Consider the following 21,035-nt stretch of genomic DNA (forward strand, 5'->3'; position numbering starts at 1 on the left):
AAAGCCCCTCATTCGAGGGGCTTTTAGCTCAACTTAAATTACGCCGCACCCCACATCTTATGCGGGTCAATCACAAACTTCTTCGGCACACCCGCATCAAACTCGCCATACCCTTCCGGCGCCTGGTCCAGGTTGATCACCTGCACACCCACCACCTCAGCAATGTTGATACGGTCCCACATGATCGCCTGCATCAGCTGGCGGTTGTACTTCATGGTCGGGGTCTGGCCGGTGTGGAAGCTGTGCGATTTTGCCCAACCCAGGCCGAAGCGGATGCTCAGGGCGCCGATCTTGGCAGCGGCATCGGAGGCGCCCGGGTCTTCGGTCACGTACAGGCCCGGGATACCGATGCTGCCGGCAACGCGGGTAACCTGCATCAGCGAGTTCAGCACGGTGGCCGGGGCCTCATGCTTGGCACCCTCGTGGCCATGGCCGCGGGCCTCGAAGCCAACGGCATCGACGGCGCAGTCCACTTCCGGCTCACCGAGAATGTCGATGATCTGCTCGTGCAGCGGGGTGTCCTTGGACAGGTCGACCACTTCGAAGCCCTGCGACTTGGCGTGCGCCAAGCGGGCCTGGTTGAGGTCACCGACGATCACGCAGGCAGCGCCCAGCAGGCGTGCCGAGGCAGCAGCGGCCAGGCCAACCGGGCCGGCGCCCGCGACGTAAACGGTGCTGCCTGGGCCTACGCCCGCCGTCACGGCGCCGTGGTAGCCAGTCGGCAGAATGTCGGACAGGCAGGTCAGGTCACGGATTTTTTCCATGGCCTTGTCGCGGTCTGGCAGTTTCAGCAGGTTGAAGTCAGCGTACGGCACCAGCACGTACTCGGCCTGGCCACCGGTCCAGTCGCCCATGTCGACATAGCCGTAGGCACCGCCGGCGCGTGCCGGGTTTACAGTGAGGCAGACGCCGGTGTGCATTTCTTTGCAGGAGCGGCAGCGGCCGCAAGCGACGTTGAAGGGTACCGACACCAGGTCGCCTTTTTTCAGGCGTTCGACATCACGCCCCAACTCGACGATTTCACCGGTGATTTCGTGGCCCAGAACCAGGCCGACCTGGGCAGTGGTACGGCCGCGGACCATGTGCTGGTCGGAGCCGCAGATGTTGGTGGAGACCACCTTGAGAATGACGCCGTGTTCGATCTTCTTGCCGCGCGGGTCCTGCATTTTCGGGTAGTCGATCTTCTGCACCTCGACCTTGCCGGCGCCGAGATACACCACTCCACGATTGCCAGACATGCTCTTACCTCGCTTGATTTTTATTTATGCAGCGTTGGTTGAAGCGCCGCCATCCATGGGCGGCATGTGTTACTGGGATGAGGGGAATTGTGGGCCTGATGGGGCGAGTTGCGCTGACTGAAAACGACAGGGGGATGCCTTTTTACGGCAGGGGATAATGTGTTGGGCCATTCGCGGGTAAACCCGCTCCCACAGGTACAGCGCCGCATTCGAAAGCGGCGGTGCACCTGTAGGAGCTGGCTTGCCTGCGATGGGCTGCAAAGCAGCCCCAAAATAGTCAGAGAACGACAGTCCGGTTGGCGTTAAGAAACACCCGCCGCTCAATGTGATACCCCACCGCCCGCGCCAGGGTCAGGCATTCGATATCCCGCCCCTTGGCAATCAGGTCCTCGGGATAATGGCTGTGGTCCACCACCTCGACCCCCTGGGCAATGATCGGCCCTTCATCGAGGTCGTTATTGATGTAGTGCGCGGTCGCGCCCACCATCTTCACGCCCTTGTTGTAGGCCTGGTGATAAGGCTTGGCGCCTTTGAACCCCGGCAACAACGAGTGGTGAATGTTGATCGCCCAGCCGTCCAGGCGCCGGCACAGCTCGGGCGATAGCACCTGCATGTAGCGGGCAAGGATGACCAGTTCCGCGCCAGTCTCCTCGATCACCTGCAGCACCTTGCGCTCTTGCCCAGCCTTGTCGTTGGGGTCGAGTGCAAAGTGGTAGTAAGGAATCTTGTGCCAATGCGCCAGCGGTTCGAGGTCTGGGTGGTTGGACACCACTGCGACCACGTCCATGCCCAGTTGGCCAATACGCTGGCGGTACAACAGGTCGTTCAGGCAGTGGTCGGCCTTGGACACCATGATCACCACCTTGGGGCGGTGATTAGGCGCGGTCAGCTCGAAGGCCATGCCGAACGCTTCGCTACGTTCAGCGAGGCCGGCACGGAAGCCCGCCTCGTCAAAATCGTCCGGCTGGCGGAATTCGACGCGAATGAAGAAACGCCCCGACTGCCGGTCATCGAAGGAGTGGTGCTCCGTGACGTAGCAGCGCTGCTCGTAGAGGAAACGCGTCACCACGTCCACGGTACCGAGCATGCTCGGGCAGTCGGCGGTGAGAATCCAGGTATCCGGTGCCCGACTCATGTGCGGCTCTCCTTAGGCTTCGATGCTCAGGCCGTATTCGGCCGAAGCGTCTTGCAGCCACAGCCACCAGTAATCGGCGAAGCTGCGGCGAATCACCAGTTCCCAAGTGTCTTCGGCGGTGCGGCGGATCACCAGTTGCGACTTGGCGAACACCGTACCGACGGCCTTGCCCACCGGGAAGTTGTTTGGGTGAACATCATAGCTGGTGGACTTCATCAGCACTTCGCGCACGTGCGGGCCGCGCAGTTCCAGCAGGCTCTGCCCGCCGCTGACGTTGACCACCTGGATGTGCAGGCCGTCGAGGGCCGCGCGCAGTTTTTGCTCGATGGCAAACTCCTGGCCGCCCGGGACGATCAGCAGCCACTCGTCGGGGCCCATCCACTGCAGCGACATGTCGCTGTTGGCGACCACGGTCAGGGCCACCGGCAGCTCCAGGCCCAGGGCCTTGTGCACGCCTGCGGCGAAGGCCGGGTCATGGCCGTCGCCACGCAGGGTCAGGTGGCCGAGGAATTTTTTCTCACGCAGGGTCACGCCTGCGTTCTTGCGGCCCTTGCCAACCAGGCTGGCCAGGTCGGCATGGTGCAGCGGCGACTGGGCCTTGGCGTCGGCGCCGGGGTTTTGCTGGAAGACGTTGATAGCGCTCATTTCTTACCTGCCTTGAATTCTGTAGTTCCGAGCAACGCCGAACCTGTGGGAGCGGGTTCACCCGCGAAGAGGCCAGTGAGGCCAACATCGCATTCGCGGGTAAACCCGCTCCCACAGGGTTCGACGCCACCATCCGGGGCCTTAAACGTTCTGCCGCTCACCCTTCGGATCGAAGAACACCGAAGACACGATTTCCGCCTCGATCACGCTGCCGTCAGCCTGCGGCGAGTACACCCGCTCGCCCATGCGCTTGAGGCCGCCTTTGACCACACCCATGGCGAACGAATACCCCAGGGAGTTGGCCGCGTAGCTGGAGGTGACGTGGCCAACCATGTCCATCGGGATCGGTTGCTTGGGGTCGAACACCAGTTGCGCGCCTTCTGGCAGCCACTGGGTCGGGTCCACCGGCTTGAGGCCGACCAGCTGCTTGCGGTTGTCGCGCAGGCAGTCTTCGCGGTTCATGCCACGCAGGCCGATCCACGAGAACGGCTTGTTGCGGCCGACGCACCAGCTCATGTTCAGGTCGTCTGGGTTCATCGAGCCGTCAGTGTCCTGGCCGACGATGATGAAGCCCTTCTCGGCACGCAGCACGTGCATGGTCTCGGTGCCATACGGGGTCAGGTTGTATTGCTTGCCCGCCTCGATGATCTTTTCCAGCACGCCCATGGCGTAGTTGGCCTGCACGTTCACTTCGTACGACAGCTCACCGGTGAACGAGATGCGGAACACACGGGCCGGTACGCCGGCGACGGTGCCTTCCTTCCAGGTCATGAACGGGAAGGCGTCCTTGTCCAGGTCGATGTCGTCGGTCAGCGCGCTCAGCAGCTTGCGGCTGTTGGGGCCGGACAGGGTCATGGTCGCCCAGTGGTCGGTGACCGAGGTGAAGTACACCTTCATCTCTGGCCATTCGGTCTGGTGGTACAGCTCCAGCCACTGCAGCACGCGTGCGGCGCCGCCGGTGGTGGTGGTCATGTAGAAGTGGTTGTCGCCAACGCAGGCGGTCACGCCGTCGTCGAAGACCATGCCGTCTTCCTTGCACATCAGGCCGTAGCGGGCCTTGCCCACGTCGAGCTTGGTCCAGGCGTTGCTGTAGATGCGGTTGAGGAACTCACGCGCGTCCGGGCCCTGGATGTCGATCTTGCCCAGGGTCGAGGCGTCGAGCAGGCCGACGCTGTCACGCACGGCCTTGCACTCGCGGGCCACGGCGGCGTGGATGTCTTCACCGGCTTTGGGGAAGTACCACGGGCGTTTCCACTGGCCGACGTCTTCGAACTCGGCGCCGTTCTTCACGTGCCAGCCATGCAGGGCGGTGAAGCGTACAGGTTCGAACAGGTGACCACAGTGACGGCCCGCTACCGCACCGAAGGTGACCGGCGTGTAGTTGGGGCGGAACATGGTGGTGCCCATTTCCGGGATGGTGATGCCGATCGAACGGGCGGCGATGGCCAGGCCGTTGATGTTGCCCAGTTTGCCCTGGTCGGTACCGAAGCCCAGCGCGGTGTAGCGCTTGACGTGTTCGACCGACTCGAAGCCTTCGCGGGTGGCCAGCTCGATACCGGCAGCGGTCACGTCGTTCTGTTGGTCGACGAACTGCTTAGGCCCTTTGCTGCCCTTGTCGTGTGGCACCTGGAACAGCGCCACGGTGGCCTCTTCCTTGCGTGCCACGGTTTTCGGCAAGGTGCCGGTGGTGGCCTTGAAGCCGGCTTCGGTGGCTGCGCGAACGCCGCCTTCAAAGCCGTCGGCAATCACATCGCCCAGGGCGTAGACACCATGGATACCGCCGACACAAACGCGTTTTTGCGGTGCATCGCCCGGCACGAAGCCGAGGATGTCATCGCGCCAGACCGGGCGACCGCCCAAGTGGGACGCCAGGTGGACGATCGGGCTGTAACCGCCGGAGCTGGCGATCAGGTCGCACTCGAGGGTTTCGCCTGGGCTGGTGACTTTGTGGGCCTGCACGTCGATGGCGGCCACGCGGGCGCCGGTCACGTGCTTGCTGCCTTTGGCCTCGACCACGGCGCTGGAAGTGAGGATGCGGATGCCTTTTGCACGCGCTTCTTCAACCAGCGAGCCGCGTGGGTTGTGGCGGGCGTCGGCGATGGCGACCACTTGCAGGCCAGCGTCGTGCCAGTCCAGCGCGGCGCGGTAGGCGTGGTCGTTGTTGGTCGACAGCACCAGCTTGCGGCCCGGGGCCACACCGTAGCGGCGTACGTAGGTGGACACAGCGCCGGCCAGCATGTTGCCCGGGACGTCGTTGTTGCCGTACACCAGCGGGCGCTCGTGGGCGCCAGCGGCCAGTACCACACGGCCGGCACGCACACGGTGCACGCGGTGACGCACCTGGCCGATCGGGGCGCGGTCGCCGAGGTGGTCGGTGAGGCGCTCGTGGATGGTCAGGAAGTTGTGGTCGTGGTAGCCGTTGACCGTGGCACGGGGCAGCAGGGTCACTTCCGGCAGGCTTTCCAGCTCTTTGACCACCGCATTGACCCACTCAGCGGCAGGCTTGCCGTCGAGGGTTTCGCGGGTGTCGAGCAGGCTGCCACCGAACTCTTCCTGTTCATCGGCGAGGATCACGCGGGCGCCACTGCGGGCAGCAGCCAAGGCGGCGGCCAGGCCAGCAGGGCCGGCACCGACGATCAGCACGTCGCAGTGCTGGTTCATGTAGTCGTAGCTGTCCGGGTCGTTCTGCAGCGGTGCACGGCCAAGGCCGGCCGCTTTACGGATGTACTTCTCGTACGTCATCCAGAACGATTTCGGATACATGAAGGTTTTGTAGTAGAAGCCCGGCGGCATCATGCTGCCGCCCACCTTGCCAAGGATGCCCATGACGTCGTTGTTGACGTTAGGCCAGCCGTTGGTGCTGGTGGCGACGAGGCCGGCGTACAGCGCCTGCTGGGTGGCACGCACGTTAGGGATCTGGGTGGCTTCGCTGGAGCCGATCTGCAGGATGGCGTTCGGCTCTTCGGTACCGGCGGCAATGATGCCGCGCGGGCGCGAGTACTTGAAGCTACGGCCGACGATGTCGACGCCGTTGGCCAGCAGCGCAGCGGCCAGGCTGTCACCGGCATAACCCTGGTAGGTCTTGCCGTTGAAGGTGAAGTTCAGGACCTTGCTGCGATCGATACGGCCGCCGCTGGCGAGGCGATAGGTCTGGCTCATACTTTTTCCCCTTGGCCTTTGACGGTCGACGGTGCGCTGTTTTGCTTGCCGTTGGCGGTCACCTGCGGCTTCTCGCCAATCTTGTAGGTTTCCAGAATCTCGTAGGTCACGGTGTCGCGGGTGACGTTGAAGTACTGACGGCAGCCGGCAACGTGGTCCCACAGTTCATGGTGAATACCGCGCGGGTTATCGCGGAAGAACATGTAGGTGCCCCACTCCTCGTCGGAGCAGGCGGCAGGGTCCAGCGGGCGGGCGATGTGCGCCTGGCCAGAGGCGTGGAACTCTTCTTCGGAGCGCAGCTCGCCGCAGTGGGGACAGAAAATATGCAACATGACGGTGTCTCCGGTTAGTGGGCGACGGCGGCGGCGCCGTGTTCGTCGATCAGTGCGCCGTTGTAGAAACGGTCCATGGAGAACGGCGCGGCCAGTGGGTGCATCTCGCCTTTGGCCAGGCTGGCAGCGAAGACGTTGCCCGAACCCGGGGTCGCCTTGAAGCCACCGGTACCCCAACCGCAGTTGAAGAACATGTTCTTGACCGGGGTTTTGGAGATGATCGGGCAGGCGTCCGGCGAGGTGTCGACGATGCCGCCCCATTGGCGGTTCATGCGCACGCGCGAGAGGTTGGGGAACATCTCGACGATCGCTTGCAGGGTGTGCTCGATCACCGGGTACGAACCGCGCTGGCCGTAGCCGACCCAACCGTCGATACCGGCGCCGATCACCAGGTCGCCCTTGTCGGACTGGCTGATGTAGCCGTGCACGGCGTTGGACATGATCACGCTGTCGATGATTGGCTTGATCGGCTCGGACACCAGGGCTTGCAGCGGGTGCGATTCCAGCGGCAGGCGGAAGCCGGCCAGTTTGGCCATGTGCCCGGAGTTACCCGCAGTGACCACGCCGACACGCTTGGCGCCGATGAAGCCTTTGTTGGTTTCGACACCGATGACCGCGCCGTTTTCCTTGCGGAAACCGATCACTTCGGTCTGCTGGATCAGGTCCACGCCCAGGGCGTCGGCAGCACGGGCGTAACCCCAGGCCACGGCGTCGTGACGGGCAACGCCACCACGGCGCTGAACGGTCGCGCCGAGGATCGGGTAACGGGTGTTCTTCGAGCAGTCCAGGTACGGGATTTCGGCCGCGACCTGGGCGGTGTTCAGCAGTTCGCCATCGACGCCGTTGAGGCGGTTGGCGCTGACGCGGCGCTCGGAGTCACGAATGTCCTGCAAGGTGTGGCACAGGTTGTAGACACCGCGCTGGGAGAACATCACGTTGTAGTTGATGTCCTGGGACAGGCCCTCCCACAGCTTCATGGCGTGCTCGTACAACTGCGCCGATTCGTCCCACAGGTAGTTGGAACGCACGATGGTGGTGTTACGGGCGGTGTTGCCGCCGCCCAGGTAACCCTTCTCGATCACTGCGACGTTGGTGATGCCGTGTTCCTTGGCCAGGTAGTAGGCCGTGGCCAGGCCATGGCCGCCACCGCCAACGATGACCACGTCGTAGACCTTTTTAGGGGTCGGCGTGCGCCACATGCGCTGCCAGTTTTCGTGGTGGCTGAGGGAGTGTTTGAAGAGGCCGAAGCCCGAGTAGCGTTGCATGGTCGTTTACTCCACTCAGCGGTAAACAGGGAAGTCTGCGCACAGCGCCGCGACGTTCTTCGCCACATCGGCTTCGACGTCAGCGTCACCGAGGTTGTCGAGGATGTCGCAGATCCAGCCGGCCAGGGCCACACACTGAGCGACCTTGAAGCCGCGGGTGGTGACGGCCGGGGTGCCGATGCGCAGGCCCGAGGTGACGAACGGCGACTGCGGATCGTTCGGTACGGCGTTCTTGTTGACGGTGATGTGCGCGCGGCCCAGGGCGGCGTCGGCATCTTTACCGGTGAGGCCCTGACGGATCAGGCTGACCAGGAACAGGTGGTTGTCAGTGCCGCCGGAAACCACGTCGTAGCCGCGGTCGATGAACACTTGGGCCATGGCCTGGGCGTTTTCGATGACTTGTTGCTGGTAGGCCTTGAAGCCTGGCTCCAGCGCTTCCTTGAAGCACACGGCCTTGGCGGCGATGACGTGCATCAGCGGGCCGCCCTGGGCGCCGGGGAACACGGCAGCGTTGAGCTTCTTCTCGATTTCTTCGTTGGACTTGGCCAGGATCAGGCCGCCACGTGGGCCGCGCAGGGTCTTGTGGGTGGTGGTGGTGACCACGTCGGCGAACGGGATCGGGTTCGGGTACAGGCCAGCGGCAACCAGGCCGGCAACGTGGGCCATGTCGACGAACAGCAGCGCACCGACCTTGTCGGCGATGGCGCGGAAGCGTGGGAAGTCGAGGGTCTTGGAGTAGGCCGAGAAGCCGGCGACGATCATTTTCGGCGTGTGCTCGACCGCCAGGCGCTCGACTTCGTCGTAGTCGATCAGGCCGGTCTTGGTGTCGATGCCGTATTGAACCGCGTTGTACAGCTTGCCCGAGGACGACACTTTAGCGCCGTGGGTCAGGTGGCCGCCGTGGGCCAGGCTCATGCCCAGGATGGTGTCACCGGCCTGCAGCAGGGCCAGGTACACCGCGCCGTTGGCGGAAGAGCCGGAGTGCGGCTGGACGTTGGCGTAGTCGGCACCGAACAGCTGCTTGGCGCGCTCGATGGCCAGTGCCTCGACCTTGTCCACGTGCTCGCAGCCACCGTAGTAGCGCTTGCCTGGGTAGCCTTCGGCGTATTTGTTGGTCAGGCCGCTGCCTTGGGCCTGCATGACGCGCTGGCTGGTGTAGTTCTCCGAGGCGATCAGCTCGATGTGATCTTCCTGGCGCTGTTCTTCGGCATTCATCGCCGCCAGCAGTGCGTCGTCGTAACCCTGGATCTGGTCTTGCTTGCTGAACATCTTGTTGTCTCCCGGCAGCGATCGTTTCTTGTCTGTAGAGCACTGTGGCCCTTTGTGGCGATGGTATGACTGGCCGGGGTGGGTCAGATGCCTGCGCACGCCTTGCAATGGCGCGTTTACGACATTCGCTGATTTGCTGTTTGTGCCGGCCCTTTCGCGGGTGAACCCGCTCCCACAGGTACGGCGGTGCTTGAAGCCTTTGGGTATCCCTGTGGGAGCGGGTTTACCCGCGAAGAGGCCCGTTCAGACAACCCTGAAATCAGCTTATGTATGGGTTGTATAGGCAACTGCTGAATCGATGGTTTAGAGTGCTGTTCTGCGTCGTTCACAGGACCGTGTCATGACAGATAAGAGCCAACAATTCGCCAGCGACAACTATTCCGGCATCTGCCCCGAAGCCTGGGCCGCCATGGCCAAGGCCAACATGGGCCACGAACGCGCCTATGGCGATGACCAGTGGACCGAGCGCGCCGCCGAGTACTTCCGCAACTTGTTCGAAACCGACTGCGAAGTGTTTTTCGCCTTCAACGGCACTGCAGCCAACTCCCTGGCCCTGGCCTCGCTGTGCCAGAGCTACCACAGCGTGATCTGCTCCGAGACCGCCCACGTCGAAACCGATGAATGCGGCGCGCCGGAGTTTTTCTCCAACGGCTCCAAGCTGCTCACCGCGCCCAGCATCAACGGCAAGCTGACGCCTGAGTCGATCCGTGAAGTGGCGTTGAAGCGCCAGGACATCCACTACCCCAAGCCACGTGTGGTAACACTCACCCAGGCCACCGAAGTGGGCACCGTGTACCGCCCCGACGAGCTCAAGGCGATCAGCGCCACCTGCAAGGAACTGGGCCTTAACCTGCACATGGACGGCGCACGCTTCACCAATGCCTGCGCGTTCCTCGGTTGCAGCCCGGCGGAGTTGACCTGGAAGGCCGGCGTCGATGTACTGTGTTTTGGCGGTACCAAAAACGGCATGGCGGTGGGCGAGGCGATCCTGTTCTTCAATCGCCAGCTGGCCGAAGACTTCGACTACCGCTGCAAGCAGGCCGGGCAGTTGGCGTCGAAGATGCGCTTCTTGTCTGCGCCCTGGGTCGGGCTGTTGGAAGATGGCGCCTGGCTGCGCCACGGCACGCACGCCAACCACTGCGCGCAGCTGCTGGCGTCGCTGGTGAGCGACCTGCCGGGGGTGGAGTTGATGTTCCCGGTGGAGGCCAACGGGGTGTTTCTGCAAATGCCTGAGCACGCGATTGAAGCGCTGCGGGGCAAGGGCTGGCGGTTCTATACCTTTATTGGCAGTGGCGGGGCGCGGTTCATGTGCTCCTGGGATACTGAAGAAGACCGGGTGCGTGAGCTGGCGGCGGATATCCGCACGATCATCACTGCCTGATAGATCGCATTCGCGGGGCAAGCCCGCTCCCACAGGGTCCTCACAGATGCTGAAACTGTGCGGGACCTGTGGGAGCGGGCTTGCCCCGCGAATGCGATGGCAGCAGCTCCAACCCTCTAAAGCTTGAACCCACCCATCTGCCGCGCCAAATCATCAGCCAACCCACGCAACGCCTGGCACTCCGCCCGGCACCCCTGCACCTCCGCCGCTGTCTCCCTGGCCAGGTCGGAAATCCCCTGTACCGTCCGGTTGATCTCCTCCGTCACCGCTGACTGCTCTTCAGTCGCCGTCGCCACCTGATGGTTCATGTCGCTGATGTGCTCGACCTTGTCGGTAATCGCCCCCAACGAGGCACCGGTGCGCTGGCTCGATTCAACGCCGCTACCCGTCGCCTGCTGCCCTGCCTGCATCGACGTCACCGCCGAGCCTGCGCCCTGCTTCAAGCGCTGGATCATCTGCTGCACTTCATCGGTAGACAGCTGCGTGCGCCGCGCCAGGGTACGCACCTCATCGGCGACCACGGCAAAGCCACGCCCCATCTCCCCTGCCCGCGCCGCCTCGATCGCAGCGTTCAGCGCCAAGAGGTTGGTTTGCTCGGAAATACTGCGGATCACCGCCAATACTTCATCGATCGAGGCGACTTCGTCGGCCAACTGTCCGACCGCATCCGCCGCCTTGCCAATGTCGCCGGACATGCCTTCAATACCTTGGATCGAGCGCCGCACCACGTCACGCGCCTGCAAGGCTTCGTCGCGCGCCGATTGTGACGCTTCAGCGGCATTGCCGGCATTGCGGGCGATGTCCTGCACGGTCAGGCCCATCTCATGCACGGCGGTGGCGACCATTTCGGTCATTTCCTGCTGGCGACCGGAGCGCTCGGCCGTGTTGTCCACCACCTGGGTCACCTGTTCGACGGCCAAGTGCAAGCGTTCAGTCGTGCGCAGCACCTCGCCGATCAACCCCCGTTGGCTGTCGAGAAAGCGGTTGAAGCCTCTAGCCAAGTCACCCAGTTCGTCCTGGCGCGAATCATCCAGGCGGTGGCTGAGGTCTCCCGCGCCGCTGCCGATCTGCACCAGTGCGGCCGTGACGCGGCGGATCGGCCGTACCAAGCCGCGCGCCAGCAACACCACCAGCAGCAAGGACAACAGCGCCACGCCACCACCGATCAAGGTGGTGAGCCAGACTGCCTGATGCATCTGCGCGTAGATTTCGGCCTCAGGCACTTCGGCGACCAAGGTCCAGTTCAGGTCGCGCAGTGGCAAGCCTAACGCCAGGTAGCTTTCGCCATCACGCTGGAAGCGGCTGGTACGCAGGCCCTGGTCGCCACTCATCACCGCTTTCGCGGCCTGTGCGTCAAGCTGGTCGACAAGCTGGCGCTTGCCGCTGAAGGCGCTGTCCGGGTGCACCTGGATCAGCCCATCATTGCGTACCAAAAATACCTTGCCGTGCTCGCCAAAGCTGAAATCGTGGATCAGCTTCGACAACTCGGTCATGCGCAAGCCCATACCCGCCACGCCAACCAGCTTGCCGTCTTTTTCCACGCGATAGTCGATGAACAGCGCCAACTCGCCCGTGGCGCCGTCGATGTCGATATTGATCAGGCGCTCGGCGCCGCTGTCGATGTAGCCGTAGAACCACGTGTCCTTCGGGTTGGCCCGGCTGAGTGTGCGGTCCAGCCCCTTCTCGTTGTAGTAGTGGCCGGTTTCGGTGGCGGCGAACAGCGTGGTAAAGGCGTTGTTGCGCTGCTTGGCAGCCTCGAGGTATTCGATAAAGCGTGAGGTTTGAGCGGGGTCTTCGCCCTCCGCAAGCCAATCGCGCAGCAGGGTATTGCCGGCTATGTCGGCGGCCGCCACCAGCGGCTGGCCGAGCATGCGCTCGATATCGTTGCGGATTGCCTCGACACTGGCTGGCAGCGCTGTGTCGACCAGGTAGCGTTCGGTCAGGCGGTTGAGCGCCACCGTGAAGATGATCACCACCACCAGGATGCTCGCCAGCAGGGCTGCGCCCATGCTTGCGATCAATTGCCACTGGATACTTTGCCGCCAGATACGCATGCCCGTGCTCCCCGCCAATTATTGTTTTGGGGGAAGTGTATACACTTACGTATCCAGTTATTCCAGTGATCTGGGACATTGTAGGAGCAGCCTTGTGCTGCGAAGAGGCAGGTGACAGCAGCGGAAATCACTGCGTTTTCACCGGCCTCTTCGCAGCACAAGGCTGCTCCTACAAGGGATCGCGGAGTGCTTTATTGTTCGGCGATAGTCCGAACGATCGCGTCCACCGTGGCGTCGATCTGCGCCTGGGTACGCGCCAGCGTCTGTTGATGCTCTTTCTGCAGCTCAACCTGCTTGGAACACAGGTTCAGGGCCGCCAGCACCAGCAGCTTGTCACCGATCAGGGTCGGGTACGAACGCTTGGTCTCGGCCAGGGCGGTGTTCAGCATCCGCACCGCCTGCGCCAGGGTTTCTTCCTGGCCTTCGGGCGCCTTGATCGAATAGTCGCTGCCGAGGATCGACACGACATTGACCGGCTGCGCTTGCAGACTCATGCGTTGACGACACCCGCATTGGCGCGGTCAACCAGCGCCTGGATGCGCGCGGCGGTGGCGCCGTTCTTCTCTTCCTGCTCCATCAGCGACAGCTGCAGGGTCTCGTTTTCTTCCTTAGCCTGTGCCAATTGCTGACCCAGGGTAGTGTTCTGCTCGGTGAGTTGAGCGTTTTTCTGCATCAGGTCGCTGACCAGTTGCTCGATTTGATTCAGGGAGGCTTCCAGCATGGGGTCTATCTCAGGTTGTTGCAAAGGCCGCACACGATAAAGAAAAGCGTGAGTCCTCGCCATTAAATATCGGATTCTTAAGGTTTCTAACCCGCAGATTGACAGGGTAAGCGCCCGCTTGTTCCGACCTGGATCAACCGCCGGTCAGGAAAAGGTTAGCGCGCTCACAATTTTCACCGGTCTCGCTCAAGACTGACCAGTCACGACCGATAGCCAGGCAAGTCATATTTCGTCGCCATCCCCTGCGACCTCTTTCCCTTGCCTGGATTACGCCCCTCATGTCCCTACGCAACATGAATATCGCCCCGCGCGCGCTGCTCGGCTTCGCGCTGATCGGCCTGTTGATGCTCGGCCTCGGCATCTTCTCGCTGATGCAGATGGGCAACATTCGCCAGGCCGGCGTTGCCATCGAAAGCATCAGCGTGCCCAGCATCAAGACGCTGGACGAACTTACTGCGCTGAACCTGCGCATGCGCACCCTTTCCTATCGCCTGCTGCTCAACCGCGACCCAGAGACGCAGCGCGACACTCTCAACCTGTTGGACCAACGCAACACCCAGATCGACCAGGCGCGCCGTGCCTACGAGCCCATGATCGGCGCACGCGACGAGCAAACGGCTTACGATCAATACAGCCAACTGCTCAATCAGTACCGCCAGCTGGAGGCGCGCATGCGCAGCCTGAGCCAGGCAGGCCGCACCGACGAACTGCGCGACCTGCTCAACCGCGACCTGCTGGCCAACTCCGAGCAGATCAACAAGGTCATGGACACCTTGGTGCGCATCAACACCGACCAGACCCGCGCCACCAATGAAACGGCTGCCAGCCAGTACGCCTCTGCCTTCGCCCTGGTGATTGGCCTGTTGATCGCAGCCACGGTGCTGACCCTGCTGTGCGCCTTCCTGCTGACCCGCAGTATCGTCAAACCGATTGAAGAGGCGCTCAAATGCGCCGAGCAGGTGGCCGACGGCGACCTCACCCACGTCATCCGTGCCGAAGGCACCGACGAAGCCGCGCGCCTGCTACGCGCCATGGGCCGCATGCAGGAGAAACTGCGCGACACCCTGCAATTGATTGCCGGTTCGGCAACCCAACTGGCCTCGGCGGCGGAAGAGCTCAACAGCGTCACTGACGAAAGCGCCCGTGGCTTGCAGCAACAGAACAACGAAATCGAGCAGGCTGCCACTGCGGTCACCGAGATGACCAGTGCCGTGGAAGAAGTGGCGCGCAATGCGGTCAGCACCTCGGAGGCCTCTGGTGAAGCCAGCCGTTCGGCCGGCGACGGGCGCGACCTGGTACTGGAAACCGTCGGCGCCATCGAGCGCATGAGCGGTGATGTGCAGGCCACTGCCACGCTGATCACTCACCTCGCCGAGCAGTCGCGTGACATCGGCAAAGTGCTGGATGTGATTCGCGGCCTGGCCGACCAGACCAACCTGCTGGCACTCAACGCCGCAATCGAAGCGGCCCGTGCCGGTGAAGCAGGCCGAGGCTTTGCCGTGGTGGCGGATGAAGTGCGGGCATTGGCCCATCGTACCCAGCAGTCGACCAGCGAAATCGAGCGGATGATCGGCAGCATCCAGGGCGGGACCGAAGAGGCGGTGGAGTCGATGCGCACCAGCACCGAACGTGCCGCGTCGACCTTGAATATCGCCCGGGGTGCGGGCATGGCGCTGGACACCATTGCGGGTGCGGTGGCGCAGATCAACGAGCGTAACCTGGTGATTGCCAGCGCGGCGGAAGAGCAGGCCCAGGTGGCCCGCGAGGTGGACCGCAACCTGGTGAATATCAATGACCTGTCGGTGCAGAGCGCGACCGGGGCGCATCAGACCAGCGCGGCGAGTGCCGAGTTGTCGCGGTTGGCGGTGGATTTGAATGGGCTGGTAGCTCGCTTCCGCACCTGATCTGCGGCCCCTTTCGCTGGGCAAGCCCCCTCCCACAGGTTATGCGCAAGCCTGAAGTACTCGGTGAACCTGTGGGAGCGGCCTTGCCGAGGCGTCGGACCGGCCGCGAATGGGCCGCAAAGCGGCCCCTTGGATCTACGGATCAGTAATCGATCCGCACATCCCCTTTCGGCACACTGCAGCACGACAGGATGTACCCCTCGGCCTCGTCTTCCTCGGTAATCCCGCCGTTGTGTTCCATCTCCACCTCGCCACCCAGCTTGAGCACCTTGCATGTCCCGCAAATGCCCATGCCGCAAGCCTTGGGGATCATCAGCCCAACTTTCGCTGCCGCTGCATGCACGGTCTCGCCCGGGGCGATGCGGATGCTCTTCTCACTGCCAATGAACTCCACCAGGTTGAGGTCCGAAATATCCACTTCCGGCGCATCGGCGGCCTGCTCGGCATGCTCCACGGCATCGGCCTTGGCTTCTGCGGGCGTCGCGCCGAACGATTCTTCGTGGTAGTTCTTCATGTCGAAGCCGACGGCTTCCAGCATGCGTTTGACCGCAGTCATGTACGGCGTCGGGCCGCAGCAGAACACCGTGCGCTCCATATAGTCGGGCGCGATCAGTTCCATAAGGCGCTGGTTCAGGTACCCGCGGTAACCCGCCCACGGCTCGCCCAGCCCGTGCTTCTCGCAAATGATGTGCAGGCTGAAGTTGGGGATGCGCGAGGCCATCTGCTCCAGCTCGCGGTGGAAGATGATGTCTTTCGGCGAACGGGCGCTGTGCACGAACACCATGTCGACATTGGCGTTGGTGTCGTAGAACCAGCGCGCCATCGACATCACCGGGGTAATACCGACACCGCCCGAGAGGTACAGCACCTTACCCGACGGGAAGTCGATGGCGTTGAACAACCCCACCGGCCCGTGCACGGGCAGTTCGGCGCCTTCGTGCATGGTGTCGTGCAGGTAGTTGGAGACATGCCCGCCCGGCACACGCTTGACGGTGATCGAGAAGCTGTAAGGCACCGACGGCGAACTGGAGATGGTGTAGGAGCGCATCACCGGCTTGCCTTCGATCTCAAGCTCCAGGGTGACGAACTGCCCTGGCTTGAAGAAGAACATGATCGGTTGGTCGGCCATGAAGCAGAAGGTGCGCACGTCCCAGGTCTCCTGGATGACCTTGACGCAGCGCACGATGTGGCGGCCGTTGGCCCAGGTCTGGGTGGTGACCGGATTGAGGAAGGTATCGGACATGTTCATCTCCAGCAGCCGACTATTGGCCTTTTTATGGCGTCGATAATGCGCAAGCTGAAGGCGACGTACATTCCTGCCTGCGACATCGGCGTACTTATCGCGACCAGCCCCATGCTACAAGGGCTGTGGCGTCGTTATTCAAATCGGCCATGTCGCCCATGGATACGGTTCACGACGCCTTCGGACGCACACTCCACGGCAAAAGAACCTGCTGTTTTTTTAACGACAGCCTTGCGGCACCACAACAATGATTAGCCACCTTTTGCCGGCCGCACACGGCCCCGAGGACCACACGATGGACGTCACCGCAACCCTGAGCCTGGGCGATCCACTGGAAGCAGCACGCAAGGCCACCGCCGAGATGCTGCAAACCCGCGAGCGCACCTACTCGCTGCCCCAGCCTTTCTACACCGACGAGCGTCTGTTCCAGATCGACATGCAGGAGATCTTCCACAAAGAGTGGCTGATCGCCGGCATGACTTGCGAGATTCCGGCCAAAGGCAACTTCATCACCCTGCAGATCGGCAAGAACCCGATCATCGTCATCCGTGGCGCCGAAGGTAAGGTGCATGCCTTCCACAACGTCTGCCGCCACCGCGGCTCGCGCCTGTGCACCAGCGACAAGGGCAAGGTGGCCAAGCTGGTCTGCCATTACCACCAGTGGACCTACGAGCTGGACGGCCGCCTGCTGTTCGCCGGCACCGAAATGGGCGCCGACTTCGACATGAAGGAATACGGCCTCAAGCCTGTGAACGTGAAGGTCGCGGGGGGTTACATCTTCATCAGCCTGGCGGAAAACCCGCCAGCCATCGACGAGTTCCTGGCCACTTTGGACCATTACATGGAACCGTACGACATGGAGAACACCAAGATCGCGGTGCAGACCCAGTTGCTGGAAAAGGCCAACTGGAAGCTGGTACTGGAAAACAACCGCGAGTGCTACCACTGCAGCGGCTCGCACCCCGAGCTGCTGAAGACGCTGCTTGAATGGGACGACACCAACGACCCGCGTGCCAGCCAGGAATTCAAGGACCACGTGGCCGCCTCTGCCGCTGCCTGGGAAGCCGAGAAAATCCCGTACCTGCACAAGAGCCACGGCCTGCGTAACCGCATCGTGCGCATGCCGCTGCTCAAGGGCACCGTGTCGATGACCATGGACGGCAAGCAGGCCTGCCAGAAGCTGATGGGCCGCATCAAGAACCCGGACCTTGGCTCGATGCGCATCCTGCACCTGCCGCACTCGTGGAACCACTGCATGGGCGATCACATGATCGTCTTCACCGTGTGGCCGATCAGCGCCCAGGAGACCTTGGTGACCACCAAGTGGCTGGTGCACAAGGATGCGGTCGAAGGCGTCGACTACGACCCTGCGCAGATGCGCAAGGTGTGGGATGCCACCAACGACCAGGACCGCCGTCTGGCGGAAGAGAACCAGCGCGGGATCAACTCCACGGCGTACCAGCCAGGGCCGTACTCGAAGACTTATGAGTTTGGTGTGGTGAACTTCATCGACTGGTACAGCCAGCGGGTGCTGGAGAACCTGGGGGCGGAGCCAGCGCCGTATTTGAAGGAAGTGCAGGCGCAGTAAACAATAGTGAACCAGGCAGGCAGAAAATTGGCTGCCTGGTTATGACCTTCATGCACGATCAATCGTGCCCACCGGGTTTCCACGGATCTTCTGCACAACGTTACTGACAATCGTCTGCACCGGGCTAATTCCTGTCTGAATCCGCATAAGGTCCACGACCACGCCGGGTATCTGGCCTGGTGATTTCCACAGATAGGGCACCACGACATCGCCAAGACAGCAAAATAAACTGATTTGGGAAAGGAGAATGCGCCATTGCGATCGACCCGGTTGATCGGATCGTTTAAGCAATAGGCATAGGTATTTATCCCGCCCCTGCCAAACGGGCTGAGCGTATCGGCGCTGTTGAAGCGCATGAGCGCTGGGTTGTAGGCCCGTCGACCGTTACCGAGAAGGTAATGCCCAGCCAATGCGTCGCGGTATTCCCCGCAAAATGCCAGGCGGGAGCCAGACACCACCCCACACACAGCACCATAGGCGGTATAGCTACGTGAGCGGGTATGGCGCATCACAGCCAAGTCATCTGTAAATTCTGAGGGGGACTAACCTCCCCAGATCTGACCTCCGAGACTATTTCATGCATCTGAATGCTCATATGGCCCGAGTCCATATCGATTCTGAGCCCCCTGACAGTATTGGAAATAGCAGGTATTGACGACGCTGGGCTAGGCGTGGGAGGCAGAATTTGTTTTTGCTCACGCTTTATACTGAAAACACTGCGGATATTGTCTCCTATAGACCTCCAAGCTTCTCCCAACCCATTTCCCAACCTTTGCCCGATCGTTATTAACGATTTAAAGATCGAAGTTGTATTGCCAGCGGTAACCAAGCCCAACGCCACGGGCTGCAAACTAGGCGAGCCGGTAAACAACATACCCACGCCTGTCGTCACCAATGCTGTTTCGACTGCCAGTTGCCGCAGCCCCCAGACACTCGCGTTGTTTGGGGCACGCGTCATCCAGGCAGCCACATTGAGGCCGGCATAGGCCGCAAGGGTCGTAGCTCTGGAAGCTTCAATTGAAGTCAGTACCGCCAGGAACCTGCCGCTAGGGTCGATGTGGTTCACAGGGTCCGCTGCACAGTAGGCATATGCATTCAACCCGCCCCTGCCAAAGGGGCTCAGGCGATCTGGGCTCAAGTAACGCATCTGGCGAGGGCTATACAGCCTATGTCCGTTGCCAAGGTGATAGCACCCTGTCAATGGATCATGACGCTGTCCCGCAAAGGCCGTGAGAGGGCCTGCCCCCAGTGGCGCGTAGCCGTATGGTGTGAAGGCTCTTTCTATCGAGCTTGAGCTGCGCCCCGCCAACACTGAACGCTGCCTATCCGTCATCAGCAAAAGATTATTCATCGATAGTCTGAGCTCGTTTCGATGGAATAACGAGACGATAGTACCGGTGAGCACATTAGGAAACTGGCAGAAATGACAGTCGCCTTGGTCGAATTTTGAACAAAACTCTACAGCCCAGGCCCTACAAGGGCTACGACCATTCACGAACACCTTGCCCACAGGTGGATGAACAGAATTCGTTAACAACTCCTCCATTTGTCTTTTCAAGGCTGTGAATAAACGCCTGAAAGGCCCAATTGGTAACGGTTTGCGCAATACGGAGAAGACTTGATCATTATTTGAACGATATCGCCAAGCCCGCTATGTACGTGTGCTACAGACGACAGCCAACATCTTATCCACAGAGCCGCCAACAGCGATTGTGGGGAACTTCGCGCATTAGCCCCGCATTCAAACAGCCCAATGCCAGCTTTTATTTGATCATTATTCGATCATGCCCTTGAATCCCGCATCCCTCTTGGGCTGTAGCGAAGCACGAACACTTTATCCACACCTTGGCGAACAGATTCCGGGGGTAAGATTCCACCGGACCTGTCATTTCTGCCAGTTTCCACATAACCCCCCTTTGTGTTTGATTAAAGCCACAGGTTGAGCTTAGCCAGAGGTCACTTATGCACAGGCGCCTAAACGGCACTGTGAAGTGGTTCCACGAGGTGAAGGGAGTGGGAGTGATCAAGGCTGAGGACGGCAGCGGGGACTATTTCGTGGCACGGTGTGCAATTCTGATGGTGGGCAGGGTGCGGCTGCTGGAGGGGGAGCGGGTCACCTTCGAACCGGTGATCGAAGGGTTGGCCTTCTGGGCCTTCAATGTGGCTGGCGAGCTGCCTTGACGGCCCAGCAAACCGGCCCTGTAGGAGCAGCCTTGCGCTGCGAAGAGGCCCGTGACAGCAGCGAAGATTCACTGTGCATTTACCGGCCTCTTCGCAGCACAAGGCTGCTCCTACAAAGTGCGCGCATGACGCACGGCAGATAATTCAGCGCAGGACCCCTTCCTCCACCAATAGCTTGAGGATTGCCTCGGCGCCTTCTTGCGGGGATACATCCTTGAGCACCTTGCCCCCGCCGCCACTGGCCTTGGCCGTTGCCGCCTTCATCCGGTCGGCGCCGCTTTTGGCCTTGATCACCTTCAATCGCTTGGGCCGTGGGCGGGCCGGTTGCAGCTCTGCCTCGGCCAGCAGGTCGTCTTCGACAATCGCCACGTTACGTGCTGCCAACACACCCCGCCGCGCCGGCCCGAACGCGCTCTGGCGTGGCTTGGGCGCGGCGTTATCCACAGTCGCCAACAACGGCAGGCGCACCTTCAGGCGACGCCGCTGCCCGCGTGGCAGTGCCTGCAGCACCTGGGCGGTGCCATTCTCAATCGATTCCACTTCCGCCAGGCCAACGATCAACGGCCAGCCCAGCTTCTCGGCCAGCAGGAACGGCAACATGCCCGAACCTTCGCCCGTTTCGGCCTGAGTCCCGGTCAGCACCAGCTGGGCGCCAGCGTCGCGCAGGTAGTCGCCAAGCACGCCCAACACATCCGCCCCGGCTGGCTGTTCCAGTACGTCTAGGTGCTCCAGCCCCATGCCCAGATAGGCCCGCAGCGCCTCTTCCCGCGGGTCACCGGCATGCACCACCTGCAAGTTATCCCCAGCCAGCTGCAACCCCAGCTCCACGGCGCGGGCATCTTGCTCGGCACGGCGCGCGCGGCCAGAACTTGGGTGAGCACCGATGGAAACCAGGCTGATGACTTTCGTACTCATGCTCG

General features: G+C 61.9%; 17 protein-coding genes and 2 pseudogenes. 4 read left to right on the top strand and 15 right to left on the bottom strand.

Annotation, left to right across the window (positions count from 1 at the left end; all coding sequences use genetic code 11):
* Window positions 1–38: 38 nt before the first annotated feature.
* The 7 genes from fdhA to QOS90_RS17160 all read right to left on the bottom strand — a co-directional run bounded on the left by fdhA (window position 39) and on the right by QOS90_RS17160 (window position 9,043).
* Entirely contained in the window at window positions 39–1,238 is a 1,200-nt protein-coding gene (fdhA, locus tag QOS90_RS17130) for a formaldehyde dehydrogenase, glutathione-independent (protein WP_027594311.1), read from the bottom strand.
* Window positions 1,239–1,515: 277 nt separating this feature from the next.
* Window positions 1,516–2,373, bottom strand: a complete 858-nt coding sequence (gene purU / locus QOS90_RS17135) for a formyltetrahydrofolate deformylase (protein ID WP_027594310.1) — start codon at window positions 2,371–2,373, stop codon at window positions 1,516–1,518.
* 12 nt (window positions 2,374–2,385) lie between these two features.
* The gene (locus QOS90_RS17140) at window positions 2,386–3,018 is read right to left on the bottom strand and encodes a sarcosine oxidase subunit gamma (RefSeq protein WP_027594309.1); all 633 of its coding nucleotides are present in this window, start codon (window positions 3,016–3,018) and stop codon (window positions 2,386–2,388) included.
* A gap of 141 nt (window positions 3,019–3,159) precedes the next feature.
* Window positions 3,160–6,177, bottom strand: coding sequence for a sarcosine oxidase subunit alpha (locus tag QOS90_RS17145; protein ID WP_085274037.1), 3,018 nt, complete (start codon window positions 6,175–6,177; stop codon window positions 3,160–3,162).
* On the bottom strand, window positions 6,174–6,509 hold the full coding sequence (locus QOS90_RS17150) for a sarcosine oxidase subunit delta (protein WP_027594307.1): 336 nt from the start codon (window positions 6,507–6,509) through the stop codon (window positions 6,174–6,176). Before QOS90_RS17150 ends, QOS90_RS17145 begins: the two co-directional genes overlap by 4 nt.
* A 14-nt stretch (window positions 6,510–6,523) precedes the next feature.
* Window positions 6,524–7,774, bottom strand: a complete 1,251-nt coding sequence (locus QOS90_RS17155) for a sarcosine oxidase subunit beta family protein (protein WP_008089646.1) — start codon at window positions 7,772–7,774, stop codon at window positions 6,524–6,526.
* 15 nt (window positions 7,775–7,789) lie between these two features.
* A complete protein-coding gene (locus tag QOS90_RS17160) occupies window positions 7,790–9,043 on the bottom strand; it encodes a serine hydroxymethyltransferase (protein WP_283600555.1) in 1,254 nt (417 codons plus the stop codon).
* 340 nt (window positions 9,044–9,383) lie between these two features.
* On the opposite strand from QOS90_RS17160, the gene QOS90_RS17165 reads away from it, so the two are divergent.
* Window positions 9,384–10,424, top strand: coding sequence for a threonine aldolase family protein (locus tag QOS90_RS17165; protein WP_085273829.1), 1,041 nt, complete (start codon window positions 9,384–9,386; stop codon window positions 10,422–10,424).
* 116 nt (window positions 10,425–10,540) lie between these two features.
* On the opposite strand, the gene QOS90_RS27665 is transcribed toward QOS90_RS17165, so the two are convergent.
* From QOS90_RS27665 to QOS90_RS17180, 4 genes and pseudogenes are all read right to left on the bottom strand, one after another.
* Window positions 10,541–11,278, bottom strand: coding sequence for a methyl-accepting chemotaxis protein (locus QOS90_RS27665; RefSeq protein ID WP_371918312.1), 738 nt, complete (start codon window positions 11,276–11,278; stop codon window positions 10,541–10,543).
* A 126-nt stretch (window positions 11,279–11,404) separates the two neighbouring features.
* Window positions 11,405–12,478: pseudogene (locus QOS90_RS27670) on the bottom strand (HAMP domain-containing protein); the annotation flags it as partial.
* 191 nt (window positions 12,479–12,669) lie between these two features.
* Window positions 12,670–12,972 carry a cell division protein ZapA gene (locus QOS90_RS17175; protein WP_027594303.1) on the bottom strand — a complete coding sequence of 101 codons (303 nt, stop codon included), beginning with the start codon at window positions 12,970–12,972 and terminating at the stop codon, window positions 12,670–12,672.
* On the bottom strand, window positions 12,969–13,199 hold the full coding sequence (locus tag QOS90_RS17180; protein ID WP_027594302.1) for an MreC domain-containing protein: 231 nt from the start codon (window positions 13,197–13,199) through the stop codon (window positions 12,969–12,971). The genes QOS90_RS17175 and QOS90_RS17180 overlap by 4 nt, the downstream gene beginning before the upstream one ends.
* 278 nt (window positions 13,200–13,477) lie before the next feature.
* Here QOS90_RS17180 and QOS90_RS17185 point away from each other — a divergent pair, with 278 nt between their 5' ends.
* On the top strand, window positions 13,478–15,103 hold the full coding sequence (locus QOS90_RS17185) for a methyl-accepting chemotaxis protein (RefSeq protein ID WP_085273831.1): 1,626 nt from the start codon (window positions 13,478–13,480) through the stop codon (window positions 15,101–15,103).
* Between the two features lie 142 nt (window positions 15,104–15,245).
* Here QOS90_RS17185 and gbcB read toward each other — a convergent pair whose 3' ends face one another.
* Window positions 15,246–16,346, bottom strand: a complete 1,101-nt coding sequence (gbcB, locus tag QOS90_RS17190) for a glycine betaine monooxygenase reductase subunit (RefSeq protein WP_085273832.1) — start codon at window positions 16,344–16,346, stop codon at window positions 15,246–15,248.
* Window positions 16,347–16,641: 295 nt separating this feature from the next.
* On the opposite strand from gbcB, the gene gbca reads away from it, so the two are divergent.
* Entirely contained in the window at window positions 16,642–17,934 is a 1,293-nt protein-coding gene (gene gbca / locus QOS90_RS17195; protein ID WP_085273833.1) for a glycine betaine monooxygenase oxygenase subunit, read from the top strand.
* A 251-nt stretch (window positions 17,935–18,185) separates the two neighbouring features.
* Here the strand turns inward: gbca and QOS90_RS17200 are convergent.
* A pseudogene (locus QOS90_RS17200) lies at window positions 18,186–18,443 on the bottom strand (RHS repeat-associated core domain-containing protein); the annotation flags it as partial.
* Window positions 18,443–19,480, bottom strand: coding sequence for an RHS repeat-associated core domain-containing protein (locus tag QOS90_RS17205; protein ID WP_085273835.1), 1,038 nt, complete (start codon window positions 19,478–19,480; stop codon window positions 18,443–18,445). The pseudogene QOS90_RS17200 and the gene QOS90_RS17205, both read right to left, overlap by 1 nt.
* A gap of 416 nt (window positions 19,481–19,896) precedes the next feature.
* Between QOS90_RS17205 and QOS90_RS17210 the strand changes: the two genes are divergently transcribed.
* Entirely contained in the window at window positions 19,897–20,115 is a 219-nt protein-coding gene (locus QOS90_RS17210) for a cold shock domain-containing protein (RefSeq protein WP_027594298.1), read from the top strand.
* 144 nt (window positions 20,116–20,259) lie between these two features.
* Here the strand turns inward: QOS90_RS17210 and etfB are convergent, their stop codons facing one another.
* On the bottom strand, window positions 20,260–21,030 hold the full coding sequence (etfB, locus tag QOS90_RS17215; protein ID WP_027594297.1) for an electron transfer flavoprotein subunit beta: 771 nt from the start codon (window positions 21,028–21,030) through the stop codon (window positions 20,260–20,262).
* Window positions 21,031–21,035: the final 5 nt, after the last annotated feature.

The organism is Pseudomonas sp. LAIL14HWK12:I10, assembly GCF_900184205.1.
Taxonomy (GTDB): Bacteria; Pseudomonadota; Gammaproteobacteria; order Pseudomonadales; family Pseudomonadaceae; genus Aquipseudomonas; species Aquipseudomonas kermanshahensis.